14 protein-coding genes and 1 other annotated feature are annotated in these 16,204 nt (G+C 64.6%); of the genes, 3 read left to right on the top strand and 11 right to left on the bottom strand.

Annotated elements, in window-relative coordinates; all coding sequences use genetic code 11:
- The first annotated feature begins 227 nt into the window (after positions 1 to 227).
- A complete protein-coding gene (locus JW929_04980; GenBank protein ID MBN1438747.1) occupies positions 228 to 560 on the top strand; it encodes a helix-turn-helix transcriptional regulator in 333 nt (110 codons plus the stop codon).
- A gap of 1 nt (position 561) precedes the next feature.
- Entirely contained in the window at positions 562 to 1,542 is a 981-nt protein-coding gene (locus tag JW929_04975) for a hypothetical protein (GenBank protein ID MBN1438746.1), read from the top strand.
- 97 nt (positions 1,543 to 1,639) lie between these two features.
- Here the strand turns inward: JW929_04975 and JW929_04970 are convergent, their stop codons facing one another.
- The 11 genes from JW929_04970 to JW929_04920 form a co-directional block, all read right to left on the bottom strand.
- A complete protein-coding gene (locus JW929_04970) occupies positions 1,640 to 2,629 on the bottom strand; it encodes an RluA family pseudouridine synthase (GenBank protein MBN1438745.1) in 990 nt (329 codons plus the stop codon).
- Positions 2,626 to 3,147 (bottom strand): signal peptidase II, encoded by a 522-nt coding sequence (gene lspA, locus JW929_04965; protein MBN1438744.1) that lies wholly within the window; start codon positions 3,145 to 3,147, stop codon positions 2,626 to 2,628. The genes JW929_04970 and lspA overlap by 4 nt, the downstream gene beginning before the upstream one ends.
- A gap of 91 nt (positions 3,148 to 3,238) precedes the next feature.
- Positions 3,239 to 6,448 (bottom strand): isoleucine--tRNA ligase, encoded by a 3,210-nt coding sequence (locus tag JW929_04960; GenBank protein MBN1438743.1) that lies wholly within the window; start codon positions 6,446 to 6,448, stop codon positions 3,239 to 3,241.
- A 163-nt stretch (positions 6,449 to 6,611) separates the two neighbouring features.
- Positions 6,612 to 6,852: a binding site (T-box leader), on the bottom strand.
- Positions 6,853 to 7,006: 154 nt separating this feature from the next.
- Complete coding sequence (locus tag JW929_04955; GenBank protein ID MBN1438742.1) at positions 7,007 to 7,612, bottom strand: hypothetical protein; 606 nt, start codon at positions 7,610 to 7,612, stop codon at positions 7,007 to 7,009.
- A 45-nt stretch (positions 7,613 to 7,657) separates the two neighbouring features.
- Complete coding sequence (locus JW929_04950; protein ID MBN1438741.1) at positions 7,658 to 8,716, bottom strand: hypothetical protein; 1,059 nt, start codon at positions 8,714 to 8,716, stop codon at positions 7,658 to 7,660.
- Between the two features lie 8 nt (positions 8,717 to 8,724).
- Positions 8,725 to 10,497: a glutamate mutase L gene (locus tag JW929_04945; GenBank protein ID MBN1438740.1), complete on the bottom strand. Its 1,773-nt coding sequence runs from the start codon at positions 10,495 to 10,497 to the stop codon at positions 8,725 to 8,727.
- The gene (locus JW929_04940; GenBank protein ID MBN1438739.1) at positions 10,497 to 11,186 is read right to left on the bottom strand and encodes a hypothetical protein; all 690 of its coding nucleotides are present in this window, start codon (positions 11,184 to 11,186) and stop codon (positions 10,497 to 10,499) included. The genes JW929_04945 and JW929_04940 overlap by 1 nt, the downstream gene beginning before the upstream one ends.
- Positions 11,186 to 13,735 (bottom strand): hypothetical protein, encoded by a 2,550-nt coding sequence (locus JW929_04935; GenBank protein ID MBN1438738.1) that lies wholly within the window; start codon positions 13,733 to 13,735, stop codon positions 11,186 to 11,188. Before JW929_04935 ends, JW929_04940 begins: the two co-directional genes overlap by 1 nt.
- A gap of 45 nt (positions 13,736 to 13,780) precedes the next feature.
- Positions 13,781 to 14,425: a hypothetical protein gene (locus JW929_04930; GenBank protein ID MBN1438737.1), complete on the bottom strand. Its 645-nt coding sequence runs from the start codon at positions 14,423 to 14,425 to the stop codon at positions 13,781 to 13,783.
- Positions 14,422 to 15,171 carry a hypothetical protein gene (locus tag JW929_04925; GenBank protein MBN1438736.1) on the bottom strand — a complete coding sequence of 250 codons (750 nt, stop codon included), beginning with the start codon at positions 15,169 to 15,171 and terminating at the stop codon, positions 14,422 to 14,424. The genes JW929_04930 and JW929_04925 overlap by 4 nt, the downstream gene beginning before the upstream one ends.
- Positions 15,172 to 15,174: 3 nt before the next feature.
- A complete protein-coding gene (locus tag JW929_04920) occupies positions 15,175 to 15,417 on the bottom strand; it encodes a hypothetical protein (protein MBN1438735.1) in 243 nt (80 codons plus the stop codon).
- 307 nt (positions 15,418 to 15,724) lie between these two features.
- Here JW929_04920 and JW929_04915 point away from each other — a divergent pair, with 307 nt between their 5' ends.
- Entirely contained in the window at positions 15,725 to 16,108 is a 384-nt protein-coding gene (locus tag JW929_04915; GenBank protein MBN1438734.1) for a GxxExxY protein, read from the top strand.
- The last annotated feature ends 96 nt before the right edge of the window (positions 16,109 to 16,204 follow it).

The raw sequence follows: 16,204 nt of genomic DNA, 5'->3' as shown, positions 1-16,204 counted from the left end.
TTTTTGTATCCCCTATCTTTCCAATGCCCTTCAGCCATCTTGAATTTCTTTGCTTTTTCTGCAAAGATTTGATTGGTAAGGTTCTAAGGGTTGGTCCCGACCCTTAGGGTTCCCAAGGGTTCCCCCTTTTTCACCCAACCCTTCCCAACCCTTAGGGTTCCCAAGGGTTCTCCTTGACAATACTATATATTATATAGTATAATATATTATATATTATTGGAGGATATATGGCTGACCCCCTCCCCAACTTGGTTTCGGAACTGCGCGGTGGCACGTTCGTCTTGGCCGCGCTCAGCCGGCTTGAAGAAGAGCAATACGGATACGCCCTCTCTCAGCAACTGGCCGATCAAGGAATGGAGATCGACCAGGGAACGCTATACCCGCTCTTGCGCCGCCTCGAAAAGCAGGGCTTGCTGGAGAGCCGCTGGTCGACGGAGGGCTCCCAGCCGCGCCGCTACTACAAACTCAGCCGCCAAGGGCGGGAAGCCCTGCGCACGTTGACCGCCCAATGGCGCTCGCTTTCCGCCGCGCTGAACCGCCTGACAAAAAAGGACGCCTAAGATGACACCCGATCTGCTCGACCGCTACGTCAAAGAAGTCGGACGCCGTTTGCCGCGCCGCACGCGCGCGGATGTGGAAGCCGAACTCCGCTCGTTGCTCGCCGATTCGTTCCGCGACCGCACCGCCGGGAAGGCGCCGCCCGACCCGGCCGCGCTCGAAGCCGAACAGGCCGCCCTGCTGCAATCCTTCGGTCCACCGGAGCGGACAGCCGCCCGCTATGCCCCTCCCCGACGCTACCTGATCGGCCCGAATCTGTTCGAGACCTACTGCGTCACCCTGTTCGCCGCAGGGACCGGGATAACCTTGCTTGTCCTGCTATTGCTCGGACTCTCGCTGGCCGCGGGTGAGGGCGCCTTCATGCCCGAACTGTTGGATTTCGCGGGCGTGTATGTTCAATGGATGCTGACGGGGTTCGGCGTGGTCACGCTGGTTTTCGCAATCGTCGGGCGGTTGTTGCCGGAGGAATCCGAAGCCGGAGAGGAAGAGGCCGCCTGGGATCCGCGCGCGCTCCCCGAGGCCGAGGATTGGACCCGGCTGGATCGCCGCGGCGTCGTTTTCGAACTGGCCTGCCTGATTGTCGGCCTGGCGGCGTTGAACTTTTTCCCGCATTGGGCGGGATGGGGCGTCCCGGCGGCGGAGGAAGGCTTGGAGGCGCGTTGGTATTCCGTCCTCACGCTTTCGGATGTTTTTTTCCGCCTGTACCTGCCGCTCTGGAATGTGGACTTTCTGCTCTCGATTGTGCTCAACCTGGTTCTGCTGCGCCGCGGCCGCTGGGAGCATCTTTCCCGCATCGCCGAATTCCTGCTGGCCGTATTCGATATCTACATCCTGGCCTCCATGCTGGCCGGCCCGCCGCTTGTGCTCTTCCAGGGGGAGGTGTTTTCCGTTATGTCCGGGCTGCTGAAAGCCGGCCTGGCAGTGGGAATCATCGCCGCCTTGGCAAATGCGTTGGCGAAACTGCCGGTGATCTTCCGCCGGTGATGCGGGGTAGGAAACCGCGCCTGCCTGAAAAACGGCGGCCGTCGAAGGTTAACCCTTCCCGCCGCCGTTCGGATTCCGGCAATGCGGTTGTCCGCTATCAGCCTCGGAATGCCGGATGCAGCGAAGCCAATACCGCCTGAAAATCTTCCGCCAACGGCGCCTCGAACTCGCGCGGCGCTTCTTCGCCGGGGAGAGTGATTTTCAACTTCCAGGCGTGCAGCAATTGGCGTTCCGCCTTCCCCCCCTCGCCCCCCTGCCCCCTCTCCCAGCCCTTGCCCGCGCGTGTGGGGCTGTGCGAGGGCGTGCGGTGGCGAGGACCGTACACGGAGTCACCCGCCACCGGACAGCCAATGTACGCCAGGTGCACGCGGATCTGGTGCGTGCGGCCGGTCAGCGGATGGGCTTCCAGCAGCGTGTAATCCTCAAACCGCTCGCGGGTCAGGTAGAGCGTCACTGCCTCGCGCCCGCGCGAGGGTGGAACCACCGCCATCCGCTGGCGGTTGCGCGGATCGCGGCCGATCGGCGCTTCGATCCGCCCTTCGGGCGTGGGCGGCCTTCCCGAAACCAGCGCCAGGTAGGTCTTCTTCGCCGCGCGCCGCGCGAACGAATCCTGCAGCGCGCGCTGGGCCGCCATGTTCTTCGCCACCACGATCAATCCCGAGGTGTCCTTATCCAGCCGGTGGACGATTCCCGGCCGTTCGAGTTCGCCCACCCCGCCCACTTCCGGCGCGTGCGCCAGCACCGCCCCCACCAGAGTCCCGCTGCGGTGGCCGGCCGCCGGATGCACGACCATCCCGGCCGGCTTGTCGATCACCAGCAGGTCCGCATTTTCGAAAACGATCCGCAAGGGTATCGATTCCGGCTCCACGCCGGGAGGCGGCGTGGGAGGAAAGCGCACCGCGACGGCGTCGCCTTCCACAAGCGGCCGGGCCGGCTTGAGGGCCGGTGATCCGTTCACGTCCACGAAACCCTCTTCGATCAGTTTCTGCAGGTAGGTGCGGGAGTGCTCCGCGAGGCGCCGTCCGAGGAATCGGTCCAGCCGTTCTCCGCCGGCGTCCGCCGACAGAGTCCGGAGCTCGTCTTTCACGCCTTTTCCGCCTGAGGCGGCGGAACGGCGGCGGCCTTGTTGCGGTCGCGGAGGTATTCGATCAGCATGTCGAGCAGGAGCAGCGCCACCCCGAGCGAGATCGCTCCGTCGGCGAGGTTGAACACCGCCGGGAAGAAGCCGAACCAGATGAAATCGGTCACCTCGGTGCCGTGCAGCAGGCGGTCGGTCAGGTTCCCCAGCGCCCCGCCGAGCTGCAATCCGAGTGCGATCCGCACCAGCCACGAGGCGTTGTCGGAATCGCGGTAATACCAAATGATCGCCGCCGAGACGATGATCGCCATGACGGTGAACACCATCCCGCCCTGCTGGAACATGCCGAAGGCGGCGCCGGTGTTGCTCCAGTGGACGATGTGCATGTGCGGGCGGATCGCGTCGATCGGCATCCAGATCTCGCCGAAATCCAATTGGGTGCGCACCAGCTCCTTCGTAACTTGATCGGCCGCGAGGACCATGCCCGCGAGGAGGGCAAGCAGAACGTAGTTGCGGACTTTAAGCAAAGCTCGTTCTCCTTCGTTTTGGGTGATTCCTCGGGAGCTTGACCGACGGAATGTCATTGCTTCGGGGCTTTCGGCCCCTCGCAATGACATTCTACGTCTTCTCCAACGCCACCGTCAACGTTTCGCCGTCGAACTCGTCGGCGGTTGAATGCGCCCCCGCGGGAGAGGGATTTTCGTTCAGCTCCGCCGCCAGGGTTTCGGCGCGAATGTAATCGGCGTGCAGTTTCACGGCTTCGGCCAGCTTCGGCGAGGCGGCGTAGGAGAGTCGGATTCGGTCCGCGATCTGCAGGTCGGCGGTCTTGCGCAGGTCCTGCACGCGGCGGACGAATTCGCGCGCCAGCCCCTCGCGGATCAGGGTCGGAGTCAACTCGGTCGCAAGCGCCGCCAGGTCCGCGTCCTCCGCGGCGACGGCAAACCCCTCGCGGGCCGTCATCCGCACTTCCACTTCGCCGGGCAGGGCTTCCACTTCCGCGTCCTCCACCGTCACCCGCAGCGGCCGGCCCGCCATGAGCAACGAAGCCGCCGCTTCGGGATCCAGCGCCAGCAGCGCCGCGCGGACTTTGGGGAACAGCGCCCCGTGCTTCGGGCCGAGCGCCTTGGGCAGCGGATTGAGCGTGTAGGCCACCACTTCGCCCGCCGCATCCAGCGGCCGGATCTTCTTGACGTTCAACTCATCGGCCAGCAGGTCGGCGTACTTTTCCAGAATCCTCCGGTCGTCGGCCGAGGCGGCCGCGAAGGCGGCTTCCGCCAGCGGCTGGCGGACTTTCCGGTTGGCCTTGTTGCGCGCGGCGTGCCCGAGCGAGGCCCACACCAGCACCCGCCGCATTTCCGCGTTCAGCTTTTCGTCGATCATCGCGCGGTCGTGCTCCGGCCACGAGGCCAGATGGACCGATTCCGGCGCGTCCGGATCGGCTCCGACGACCAGGTTGCGGTAGAACTGCTCCGCCAGGAACGGCATGCTGGGAGCCAGCAGGCGCGCCAGCGTGACCAGGCATTCGTAGAGCGTGGCGTAGGCGGCGTTTTTGTCGGCGTCGATCGCCGCTCCTTTGCCTGCGGCGCGCCAGAAGCGCCGCCGGCTGCGGCGCAGGTACCAATTGGAAAGCCGGTCGACGAACCCCTCGATCGGGCGCGTGGCGCCGACCACGTCGTACGCCTCCATCGCCCCGGTGATCTGGACCGCCAGGCTGTGCAGTTCGGAGAGGATCCAACGGTCGAGCGCGGAGTAGGCCCGCGCGCTGCGCCCCCCCGCCGGATGCCCCAGCACGGCCAGGTTGACCAGCGCCTCGTCCGGCCGCCAGTCGTCGAGCGCGGAGTAGGTGACGAAGAACGAATACACGTTCCACAGAGTTAAGGTGAAGGTGCGGATCACCTCGCCCACCAAGTCGACCGAAAAGCGCTTCTCCTGGCCGGGCGGCGAGACGGTGTAGAGGTACCAGCGGAACGCGTCCGCCCCGTGGGCCTCCAGCACCTCCCACGGATCGACCACGTTGCCCTTGTGCTTCGACATCTTGCGGCCTTCGCCGTCGAGCATCAGCCCCAGGCAGATCACGTTCTTAAAACACGCGCGGTCGAACTGCAGCGTGCTGATGGCGTGCAGCGAGTAGAACCAGCCGCGGGTCTGGTCGATCGCCTCGCAGATGTAATCCGCGGGGAACTGCTGATTGAACAATTCCTCGTTCTCGAACGGATAGTGCCACTGCGCCACCGGCATCGCCCCTGAATCGAACCAGCAGTCGATCAGCTCCGGGACGCGGTTCATGCGCCCCTTGCACTTCGGGCACTCCCAGTGCAGGTCGTCGACGTACGGGCGGTGCAGGTCAAGCCCCTCCGGTTTCGCGCCGGATTTTTCCGTCAGTTCCCGGATCGATCCGACCATCTCCTGGTAATGGCAGTCGGCGCATTCCCACACCGGCAATGGCGTGCCCCAGTAGCGCTCGCGGCCCAGCGCCCAATCCACGTTGTTGGCCAGCCAATTTCCGAACCGCCCGCTGCGGATGTGCTCCGGGTACCAGCGGATCGTTTCGTTGAGGGCGGTCATTCTCTCGCGGAATTGGGTGGTGCGGATGTACCAGGTGCTGCGCGCGTAGTAGAGCAGCGGAGTGTCGCAGCGCCAACAGAACGGGTACGTGTGGTAGTAAATTCCGGAGCGGAACATCAATCCGCGGCTTTGCAGATCCGCGATGATCAGCGGATCGGCGTCCTTGACGAACATCCCCTTCCAAGGGGTCACCTGGGGGATGAAACAGCCCGCCTCGTCGACGGTCATCGGCACCGGCAGGTCGTTCTCCAACGACATCTGCATGTCTTCCGCGCCGAACGCCGGCGCCTGGTGGACCACCCCGGTCCCCTCGTCGGTGGTCACAAATTCACCCAGCACCACCCGATGGGCCTGCTTTTCCAGCGGCAGGAAGGTGAACAGCGGCCGGTATTTCCAGCCCTTCAGCTCACTGCCCTTGTAATCCCCGACGATTCTAACCTCCTCCCCCTCAAACACCTTCTCCACCAGATCGCGCGCCAGGATCAGGAATTCCTTTTCCCCGCCGGCCGTCCGGCGCTCGACTTTGGCGTACATCACCTCCGGATGGACCGCGACGGCGACGTTGGCCGGGAGAGTCCACGGCGTGGTGGTCCACACCAGAAAGGAAATTTTCGGATCATCCTTGAGCGGGAAGCGGACGAAGATCGAGGGATCGGGCGTGTTTTCGCGGTAGCCCTGGGCCACTTCGTGGTCGGAAAGCGGCGTGCCGCAGCGCGGACAGTAGGGAACGATCCGGAACCCCTGGTAGATCAGCTTCCGGTCCCAGAAGTTCTTGAGGATCCACCAGACCGATTCGATGTATTCGTTGGTGTAGGTGATGTAGGCGTCTTCCAGGTCGCACCAGTAGGCGATCCGTTCGGTCAGGCGCTCCCAATCCCGGATGTAGCGGAAGACGGAGGCCTTGCACTTTTCGTTGAACTTGGCGATGCCGTATTCCTCGATCTGATGCTTGTGTTCGAGGCCCAATTCTTTTTCTACTTCGATTTCCACCGGCAGGCCGTGCGTGTCCCATCCGCCGCGGCGCAGCACGTATTGTCCGCGCATGGTTCGGTAGCGCGGAAAAAGGTCCTTGAAGGCGCGCGCCAGCACGTGGTGAACCCCCGGGCGTCCGTTGGCCGTCGGCGGCCCCTCGAACAGGACGTAGGCCGGGCCGTTTTTGCGCTCTTCCATCGATCGCCGGAAGATGTTGCGCTCGTTCCAAAACTTGAGGATCGCCTCTTCCTGCCTGCGAAAATCGGGTTTTACGGAAACGGGTTCAAACATGTCATCCTCTCAGAGAACCTTTTCACCGCAAAGTCGCGAAGGGCGCGAAGTTGTTTATGTTTTCCCTCGCGATCCTTGCGTCCCCCGGCCCGCCCACCGGGGGCGGGCTTCGCGGTTCAAAGGCTTTTTGGGGGTTCTCCTTAAAAAACATTCCCGCCCAAGGAACAGGGACGGGAAAAACCCGCGGTGCCACCCTGATTTCCCCCCATGCGGGGGACTCTCTTCCAGGCTATCTGCGCCTGCGCCCCGGATAACGGCGGGCGGGTCCGGCACGGCTTACCGATTGCTCTTCAGCCTGCGGCTCCGGAAGGATTTTCGGCCGCTGCGCCGCGCCCGGCTTTCACCTTCTGCGGGCTCGCTGGGCGGCGGAAGGTCGGCCTACTCGTTTCCATCAACGCCTATAAGAAGCGCATTATACCGTGGAACAGCCTACCCGAACACCCATTCACCGCAGAGCCCGTCCTTGGCGGTCGGGCCGGGGGGCGCAAAGCATCGCTGAGATTAAAAATAAATTTCTCTCTGAGCCCTCTGCGGCTTCGCGGCGTTTGAAAAATGGGATTACCCCCGGACCCTTCCCAGGCGGAGCTGGCGCGCGAGGACGATTACAATCAGCGCCCCTCCGCCGAGGAGCAGCAACGCCGGGAAACTCCCGCCGCCCCCCAATCCGGTCTGGGGCAAAGCCGTGGGAGCGCCGGTGCGGACAGCCGTCCGGGTTGCGGTCGCCCCGGCTCCGCCGGCCGCGCCGGTCGGAGTTGGGGATCCCGCCTGGGCCGCACTCGGACCGGTGGATGTAGCGGAAGGGGTGACATCCTGTCCGACGGTTGCGAATACCACCGGCGTGGCGGTCTTGGTCGGCGAAAGCGTCGGCGTCCGCGTCAACGAAGGCGTGAAGGTGATCGCCGCCGTTTGGAGGGCCACCGCCACGCGAGTTTGCGTGCCTTGGGCGGCCACCGTCTCCGTCGACCGCCCCTGCATGACCACCGTGGCCGTCAAATCCTCCGGCGCCGGCGCCGTGGGCGCGGTTTCCCGGGTGAGCAGATAGAGGGCAAAAATGGCGATCAGGGCGAATACAAAAATCCCCCCCAGGATGATCGCCACGATCAGGAACATCCGGTTTCCGCTTTCCTCCGGCGGAGTTTCGCCCATATTCAGGTCTTCATCCATTTTGTTTTCTCCTCTGCGGACATCCCGGGGCGCCGCCCCGTCACTCTATTCCAGTATATCCAAATTCGCGATCGGAACGCGAACCAGCCCGGTTTCCCCCAGTTCCACTTCCGCGCACGTCACCCGAATCCCGTTTCCGATCGGCATCAATCCTTCGGGGAGCGAGACGACCGATCCCACCTGTCCGGCGTACGGGGCGCGCAAAACCCGCACCCGCCGGCCCACCACCAATTGTACAGCCTCCGACGGGACGTCGGCCGAACCCACCGCCGGCAGGGGGATGATCACCTCCGGTCGCAGGCCTTTCCACGAATCCGTTTGCTGGGCGTTGACGCTCGCTTCGCGGCCCACGTTGGTGGCGAACAACTCGAAGACCGCGCTGTTCATCGGAATGTCCCCGAATCCCTCGGTCAGGATCACCGGCAGACGGCTGGCTTCGGCGGCGGGGATCAGCGCCGAAGGCATGCTCCCGCAGATCACTCCGCGAAGGGGAAGCGCCTCCATGGCGTGGAAAATGTCGGGGTCATCCAGCCGTCCGGCAACGGCGACCGCCCCGCGCAGATCGATGTTCAGATCCGCGGCCGCAAGCACGGTGGCGCTGGAAGGCGTCGCCACGCGCAAGACCCCGAATTCCTGCCGGCCGTTGCCCCAAATCCCTTCCACCAGCGCCCCGACCGTTTCGATCGTCGCCCCGAGATCCGGCTCCATCCCGATCACGATCCCCGGAAGACCCGCCCGCAGTTCGAAGCCCTCTCCCAGGCCTTCGAACAACAGCCGCCCGTCGCCTTGGAGAACGACCCGGCCGTCTTCGGGCGCGCGCACCACGCGCCGCATCCAGCCCACCGGGCCGGCGAGGATGTCGCCCGCGCTTACCCGCTCGTCCGTTTCGCGCCGCAGGAAGCGGTCGGCTTTGGCCGGCGGCAAGCCGAGGCCGTGGGCGATGTCGAACAGGTAGTGGGCCGGGGCCAGCGTCGTCCGGCCGACGATGTCCGCCGGGGACACCTTCTGGTTGAGGCGCAGGTGGATCGTGCCGCGCGCCGGAAGATTCCGCGGACGGCGGATCACAACGAGGAGGGAGGCGTGCGTTTGGCGCGGCAGTTCCATGGTTCGTCCTAGACCGTGATCTGGGTCAGCCAGTCGTCCTGCAGTTTGCGGTTCTTGGCCGCATCGGATTCAAACGCCAGCGGACGTCCGCGTCCGTCGATGATCAGCCCCGCCAGGCCGCCTTCCACCGCGAAGGTGCCGCCCTGGCCGTACCCGCCGAGCCCGAGGTCGAAATGACGGTGCAGCTGAATTGTGATCTGCGCCTTCTGCCCCAGCGGCAGGGGCACCAGGTCGATCGTGCCGAAGCGGACGTCGCCGCGGACGGTTCGCCCATCCGCGTATTGCAGGCGGTAGCGCAGGACCGGATCTCCGAAGTGGGATTTGCCGACCGGGCAGACGGCCGTGCCGAGCAGCGGGAAGGCCGGCGAATCGAGCACCTGGACGACAGCCAGCGGATTGACCCGTCCGGCGGCGCCCAGGGCGCAAATCATGTTTTGCGCATCGAGGATCAGGCGGGTGATTCCCGTCGGCTGGACGGCGTCGAGCAGGGTTAACGCCGCATAGCCGGGCTTCGGCACGTTGCTGAACGCCGATCCGGATCCGAGGACGGATGCGGTCGGCGGCATCAGACCGGCCCATGGCCACGTGAACGGGACCCGCCAGGTGGGAAAAGCGGCGCGCAGGGCGGCGCGTATCCCTTCGCGGACCATTGCCAATTCGATCCGCAGATCCTCCGCCGTCGCCGGGACGGTTCGCGGGTAAAGCGCCTTGTTGTGAAGGTAGTCGCGCAGCCCGCCCTCGGAAAGCGGCATCGGCAGCCAGCGGACGATGTCGCGCCAGGAGGTGAACTCCAGCAGGCGGGGCGCGTTGCGGCCGAGGTTCAGGTCCGGTCGCACGGAAAGCTCCAGCGTTTCGCCGAAGCCCGCCGCCAGGGTCGTGGAGCCCGATCCGATGGATATCCCCAGCGCGCCTTTCTTCGGCGGCGCACTGCGGCCCTGCAGTTGGACGACCGTCCCCAGTCCGAGCGGGGACGGCGTCAAAACTCCCCCCGTCCAGGCAAGCAAGCCCTCGATCCCCCCCAACCGGGCGCGGAGGATCTGGGCCGTCATTTCATTCAATGCCACCCGCCCCGGATCGAGATCCTCGTTTTCCAGCGACGGGCGGATGTTGCGGGCGGCGCTCACGCTGCATTGGGCGGCCTTCAACAGGTCCTGAACCTTCCCCGCCACGGCGCTGTTTCCCATGAACAGCACCTGGGGTTTGGATTCAGCCGGCATCATGTAGATGCTCAATCCCACAACTTCCATCAGCCGCAGGACCGCATCCGAAGCCCCGCCCTCCGATCCGCCCGACACCAGGATCAAATCCGGTTTGGCCTGGCAAAGCGCATCCATCCGCCCTTCGTCGGTTCGCCGGTCCCCCAGGCTGATTTCCGCCACCGCGCGGACGGGGGCCGAATCGGTGAGTTTGCGCAGGCTGCGCAGGGAAATATCCGGAAGCAGGCCGATCAGCGCCACGCGCACGTCCGCCTGCAGGGAAAGGGTGAGCACCACCGCGTCCACGCCGGTCCCGCTGCCGCGCGACGGAACGATCAGCTGGCCGGATTCGTCGAAGAAATCGCAGCCGACCATCGCCGAGAGCTGATCCAGGGCGAAGCGGACCCCCTCGCCGACGTCGGAATATGGCGCGTCCGCGGTGGTGGAATATTCCGCGGTGGCCACCATCCGGTATTGGCGCTCGACGATGTCGATCAACGAAGCCCGGGTATGGGCGGTGCCGACGTTCAGGAGGAGGAGCGAATCCGCATCCAGTTGGCTCCGGGGAACAGCCTGGTCGCCCATCACGATCCTCCGATGGTGAGGAAGAGCACGATCGTCTGGATGATCGAATAGATCCGCTCCACCAGGATCGAGAGGCTGGAAAGCAAAGCGCCCGCATACAGCGCGCCGAGCGTCAGCGAGAGGAACAACTTGCCCACCTGGGCGAGTTGGGCGACCCCGGGCGGCAGGGCCGGAGCGGCCCCGCCCCGCGGCTTGGCGCCGAAATGGAAGTAGGCCAGGGTGGTCAGGGTGCCGAGCAGGACGCACCAATTCTCCAACATCGCCCAAAGGTCTAAATTGCCTTCGGCGTCCCCGGGCAACAGGCTGGGCTCGGCGGCGGCCGCGGCCTGCGGCAGGAAGGTTCCGGTCAGGGAACCGCCGACCACGACCGCGGCGCCGACTCCCACCAAAAACGCCATCGGGATGAACGCCATCCCGGATCCGCGCGGATCCAGGCGCGCCATGAACAGCAATCCCAGCAGCAAGAGTAGCAACAGAAAGGGGATGTTCCCGCTTTGCAGCAACGGATAAAGGTATTGGTCGATCAACACCGAACTGAGCATGACGGCCATCAGGTACCCGGTCGAAACCCCCACCAGGCAATAGGCGCCGAGCCGGAACAGCAGGTTGTCGTCCAGCAAAAGGTAGGAAAGGATCGCCACGGTGAAGAACAGGCCGATCGCCATCCCGCCGACGATCTGGATGTCCATCAGCCGGCTCCCTTCCTCTGCTGAGCCGTGAAGCGCAGGACCAGCGAGCCGATGATGCCGGCCGTCAGCGTAAGCAGCAAGGCCAGCGTTCCGCTCGCGTACGCCTGCCAGCGCATGGCGATGACCCCCTCCACCGGCATGGTGGCGGGCAGAAAATGCGCGCGGTAGGCCTGCGCCCCGGTGTATCCGGCCACCAGGCCGCGCAGCGACGGCTGCGATCCCTGCGTGTACGGAAAAACCAGCGCGTCGGCCGCCGCGCTGACCATGGCCACGATCGGCGTGTTCGGAGCGGCGGTGTGCACCTGCTCGATCCAATCGCGGACCGATTGCGGATCCGCCGCGAAGATCAGAATCATTGAAAAATCGGAGACGGCCCGAACGGCGGAAAGCGGCCCGTTATCCCAATCCAGAGTCGTATCGGTGATGACCTCGCGCAAATTTCCCCCCAACCGGCGCAACCCGCCGGCTCCCCCGGGGATGTATCCGAAATCGGCCGCCAGATCCGGCATGGCGATCCCCATCCCGCGGTTCATCGCAAGCAAGCCTTCCCCCAACATTGTCCCGTTGGGCTGCGAGGAAATGAAGACAATCCGGATCCCCCGCTGGGCCAAATGCTCGAGCATGACCGTGGCTCCGGTTTCGATCTCCGGGGCTCGGGAAGCGTCGTATTCAAAAGCCGCCAACACCATGCGGTCGGCCGGCAAAGCCGAAACCAGGTCGCCGGCTTGGATGTTCGCCTGCGGCTGGTATACGGCGTTGGAGAATATCGGTCCGGTGAAAACCGGCAGGAAGATCGCGAGGATCAGGACGGCGGACATCACCTTGCGGAGGATCGGGGTGAGCAGCATGGCGCGGACGGGTTTGCGGGCGGCGCGCACTTCCGGTTCGATCAGCAGGCGGCGCAGGGTTTCGGTCATCGCCATCTGGGCCGGCAGGGCGTCGATATTGCCGGCCATGATTCCCGGGCGGCGCGGCATCGCCACCACCGGCTCGGCGGAAAGCACACCGCGCAATCCGGCGAGCGGGCCGACGCTCTCCACGCGCTCGTCGTCCTCGGTGGGCACGGCGACCGACTGGATCGGCCGCATGGCCTCGAGCCAGCGGGGCAGTTCCGCCTGCTCGAGGTTTTCCGGCAAGGCGGGACGAGCGGCGGGGCCTTCGGCGGCGGCGTCCGCCGTTCCGGCGGCGGCCGGTTTGCTCAGCCACTCCGGCATCGAATCCGGGCGCAGGAGTTCGTTGAGGTCAGGCGTCGCGGCCGCCGGCTCTTCCGCGGGTTCGGGCTCCAAAACGGCAGGCGCGCTTTTCGCGTCCGCCAGCCAATCCGGAATCTCCTCTTCGCCGCCGGGGGAGACGATCGGATCCATGCCGCCGTGAAACGCCGATGACCCCGAGGAAACCGTCTGGTCCGCGGCGGGGTTGGGGAAAGGAAAATCGGTCGGCGGGGTGGGGAACGGCCAATCCGGCTCGAAGGCCGACGGGGCTCCGGGCGGGAGTGAATCCGGGTCGGTGAAGGGATGGGTCGGTGACGGGGCGGATGGCGGCATCGCTCCCGGCCCGCGGCCCCGGTCCGCGCCGCTCAGCAAACGGCCGGTCGAGGGCCTGCCCTCTCCGCCATCCGCCCGCGCGGGCGCGGCGGCCGGTGTGGGGGGAGTCTGCTCCAGCGCCGAAGAAATATCGCCAATCCAATCCGGCGATCCGAGCGGCGGCTCACCGCCCGCCAGACCCGAGGCTGGGGATGGGTACTGCATCCAATCCGGCACTTCCGGCCCGGCCGTAGGCGGGGCGCTTTGCGGTTTTTGCGCGGGAGCCGGCGTTCCCCACAGGGAGGATTCGCCTTGGCGCGATTCGCCAAGTGAATCCGCCGCGGGCGCTTTCGGGAAAGCCCCTTCCTCAATGCCGGATCCGTCCGCACTCTGATCGCGGATTTTTGAAAGCCAATCCGGGAGCTCGCCGGGAGCCGCCGCCTCCTCTGGCGGTCCGGGCGGCGTGGCGGGTGTCAATTCGTCCTGAGTGTGGCGGACCCGCAAGCGTTTTAGCCACGCCGGATCTTCGTCGCCCTTGGGCGTCTCAGGCGGCTCCGGCTCTCTTTTAGCCGAAACCTGGGCCCGCACCTTGGAAAGCCAGGTGGGAGTCTCGGGCGCACCCTCCTGCGGCGGAGGGGCGGCCGGCGCCTCCCGACGCACGGGCTCCCCTCCGGCGGCCGGTTTGGAGGCCAGCCGGGAAGAACGGATTGGTGGACTGGGTTTGCCCGGAGGCGCCGCGGGCGGGCTTGGCTCCCCGCGCGAATCGATTTTTTGAAGCCAATCGTCCGAGGGCGTCGGCCGGGGAGGTTCCGGCGGAAGCATCGAGGTCTTCGGCCGGTTGCGCATCATGTCGCCGCGCAAATCCGACATCCAATCCACGCCGCCTTCGCCGCCGGCGGGCGGTGCGGCGCCCTGGCCTTTCGACCCCCCGGCCTGCATCGGCTTAAGCCGGGCGCCGCAGTATTGGCAGGAGTCCGCCGCGGCCGGGTTTAATTTCCCGCACATCGAACAGCGCGTATCAGCCATCAGCCGCCGCTCCCGGAAAGCCGCTTCCTGCGCCGGATCGTCAGCTCAACGCTCATAGGGACGGTCAACTCCGATCAGGATCCGCAGCCCCGTGGCGGCCGCGCCCAGCGCCATGCCGAGCAGTATTCCCCGGCCTCCTCCGCTGGCGATGGACAGGAAGATCGAGGCCAAAGCCTGACGGAAGGAATCCGGCCCTTGTAGCCATCCTTCCAGCAGGGCGGGAAGCGGCACGGCGGCCAGCAGGACAATCAGCGCCGCGCCTAGAAAGAGAAAGGCCATGACGTCGCGCCGGCGGTGGAGGAGCCTGACCCCGCCGACCAGCAGGGCGAACACCACCAGCGCCGCTAGGCTGGCCTCCAACGGGAGTTGGACGTTGCGGACGATCCAGGTCGTCAATGCGGTGTTGTGCCATTGCAGAGAAAGGACCACCACCGCCAAGGTGATCCATAAGGAGATCAGCAGCACCATGCTGTATCCGCTGCCGGATCTGCCGATCAGCGCTTTGCGCAGGTGAATCCGCGAGAGGTTGATCACGCCCACCAGCATCGCAAGGACCCCGAAAAACACCGCGATGTAGAGCAGGCCGCCGGCCAGGCTCTTGAGCGGCGCAAACGGGATGAAATATCCGATTGCGGTGGCGAAGCCGGCGGTCAGGGCGACGACGATGGCGACGGTGTTGCGCACCCTCATAGGAAGAATCCCAGGAATGTGGAGCCCAGCGCGCCGATCAGGATGGCCCCCACGGCGAACCAACGCAGGACATCCTGCGCCTTCAGGCTGGCAGCGTGCATCGGACTCACTCTGAGATAAGCCCCCGCGGCGAACAGCTCCTCCCCCAATAGAGGATTGTCGGTGGTAGCGAACACCGCCGCTTGCCCCACCGGATCGGTGACGGCGGCGATCACGCTGCCCCGCTGCGCCCCGGTGTCGGCGATCAGCGCCGCCTCAGCGCCCATCGCCCCCAGCAGGATCGTTGCCGAAACCCGTTCTTCCCGCGGCGTGATCATCGCTCCGGCGGTGTATCCCGCCGGCCCCATGCCGGTCAGCCGTCCGAGGTCGTGGTCGAACCGCTCCTCCACCCGCATCTGCCGGTAAGTGGAATACATCACGTCCTGCGAGAGGAGCGCGGTGACCCCGTCGCTGGTGGTGGCCACCGGCGGGCGGTCGCTGACGCTCGCCGCCTGGGCGATTTTCGCCAGCGCGGAAAGGCCCGCCAATTCCGCCTCGGCCCCAACCCCGATAATCTGCCCCTCACCCAGCGCCATGTGAACCCTTGTGCCGGCTTCGACCGAAGCACCGACGTCGGCTGGGATCTCCTCGTATCCGGGCAACGGCCGGAAATGCGGCCAGCGCCCGCGCGCCAGGAGGTTGAAGACCAGGATCAATCCGGCGAAGATCAATGCCACGAAAAATGCGATCAACGCATAAGCATCCATGCGTTACCGGCCTTCCCCGCGGCTGACGGCGGCGGGTTCCGCGGCCTCGGATTCCCCTCCGCGCTCCAACCGCTCAGCCAGCGCGGCGATTCGCTCCTGCGGCCAGAAAGCCTCCAGCGCCGGTTGGGCGATCCACAGCGCTTGGGCGAGGAACCAACCCAGCGCCGGTTCGGAGCGGACCAGTTCGAGGATCTCCTCCACCGCGGATCCGCTCATCGATATGGTTTCTTCCTTTACGATGGCCATCCGTCCAATCCGCCTCGTTGCGGGTGTAAGAAGGAAAGGAACATTTACTCTGCCAAAATCCGCCGTTCCGTAATTCCGTGCATGCAATATGCCACCGGATAAGCCTGATTTTCAGGCTATTTATCAGTATAATGTCCTATCGAACAGGTGGCAAGTGTCCGGTTTTTCTCATCCAAGCCCGATGGATTATTTTTCTGAAAGTGGTGAAAAAAGGACTTTATTATCGGAATAATTCGGCCTGGCCATTCATCGCGGAAAAAACCGAAAGGCAGTCGAAAAAAGAATTCATCAACCAAAGGGGGAAATGATGACTGAGAGAAATGAGAGCTCCGTTTTGGAATTATGTGGCCGCATACGTCAGATCGCATATGACTTGCACGTATTTCTTGGGCATGGGCATTTGGAACGGGTATACGAAAACGGTTTGGCGCACCGCATGCGGAAAACCGGAATCCTATGTATGCAGCAATATCCGCTTCAGGTTTGCGATGAGGACGGTGCAATCCTCGGCGATTTCCGAGCGGACATCTTCGCAGAGAATTATCTGATCTTGGAAGTAAAGGCCTGCAAATCATTGACGGATGAACACACCGCCCAAGTACTTGGGTATTTGCGCGCATCCAAACAGCGCGATGCGTTGTTGGTAAACTTCGGATCGCCAAAAATGCAAATCAGAAAATTTATTTTTTAATGTGCCCTCTGTGCCTTTTGCGGCCAGCAAATCCTTCCGACCATTTTGCCACAGAGAACACAAAGGGCACATAGGGTTTGACTTTGTGCCCTCTGT

It is taken from the genome of Anaerolineales bacterium (genome assembly GCA_016928575.1).
In the GTDB taxonomy this organism is placed as follows: Bacteria; Chloroflexota; Anaerolineae; order Anaerolineales; family RBG-16-64-43; genus JAFGKK01.
Note: the sequence above shows the minus strand (reverse complement) of the source record. Positions and strands in the feature narration are given on the sequence as shown.

Excerpts from the sequence above, each read along its gene's own strand:
- JW929_04980 (MBN1438747.1), top strand. The coding sequence starts at position 228 with ATGGCTGACCCCCTCCCCAACTTGGTTTCGGAACTGCGCGGTGGCACG.
- JW929_04950 (MBN1438741.1), bottom strand. The coding sequence starts at position 8,716 with ATGGAACTGCCGCGCCAAACGCACGCCTCCCTCCTCGTTGTGATCCGC.
- JW929_04920 (MBN1438735.1), bottom strand. The coding sequence starts at position 15,417 with ATGGCCATCGTAAAGGAAGAAACCATATCGATGAGCGGATCCGCGGTG.
- JW929_04940 (MBN1438739.1), bottom strand. The coding sequence starts at position 11,186 with ATGGACATCCAGATCGTCGGCGGGATGGCGATCGGCCTGTTCTTCACC.
- JW929_04960 (MBN1438743.1), bottom strand. The coding sequence starts at position 6,448 with ATGTTTGAACCCGTTTCCGTAAAACCCGATTTTCGCAGGCAGGAAGAG.
- JW929_04955 (MBN1438742.1), bottom strand. The coding sequence starts at position 7,612 with ATGGATGAAGACCTGAATATGGGCGAAACTCCGCCGGAGGAAAGCGGA.
- JW929_04975 (MBN1438746.1), top strand. The coding sequence starts at position 562 with ATGACACCCGATCTGCTCGACCGCTACGTCAAAGAAGTCGGACGCCGT.
- JW929_04915 (MBN1438734.1), top strand. The coding sequence starts at position 15,725 with ATGACTGAGAGAAATGAGAGCTCCGTTTTGGAATTATGTGGCCGCATA.
- JW929_04925 (MBN1438736.1), bottom strand. The coding sequence starts at position 15,171 with ATGGATGCTTATGCGTTGATCGCATTTTTCGTGGCATTGATCTTCGCC.
- JW929_04930 (MBN1438737.1), bottom strand. The coding sequence starts at position 14,425 with ATGAGGGTGCGCAACACCGTCGCCATCGTCGTCGCCCTGACCGCCGGC.
- JW929_04945 (MBN1438740.1), bottom strand. The coding sequence starts at position 10,497 with ATGGGCGACCAGGCTGTTCCCCGGAGCCAACTGGATGCGGATTCGCTC.
- JW929_04935 (MBN1438738.1), bottom strand. The coding sequence starts at position 13,735 with ATGGCTGATACGCGCTGTTCGATGTGCGGGAAATTAAACCCGGCCGCG.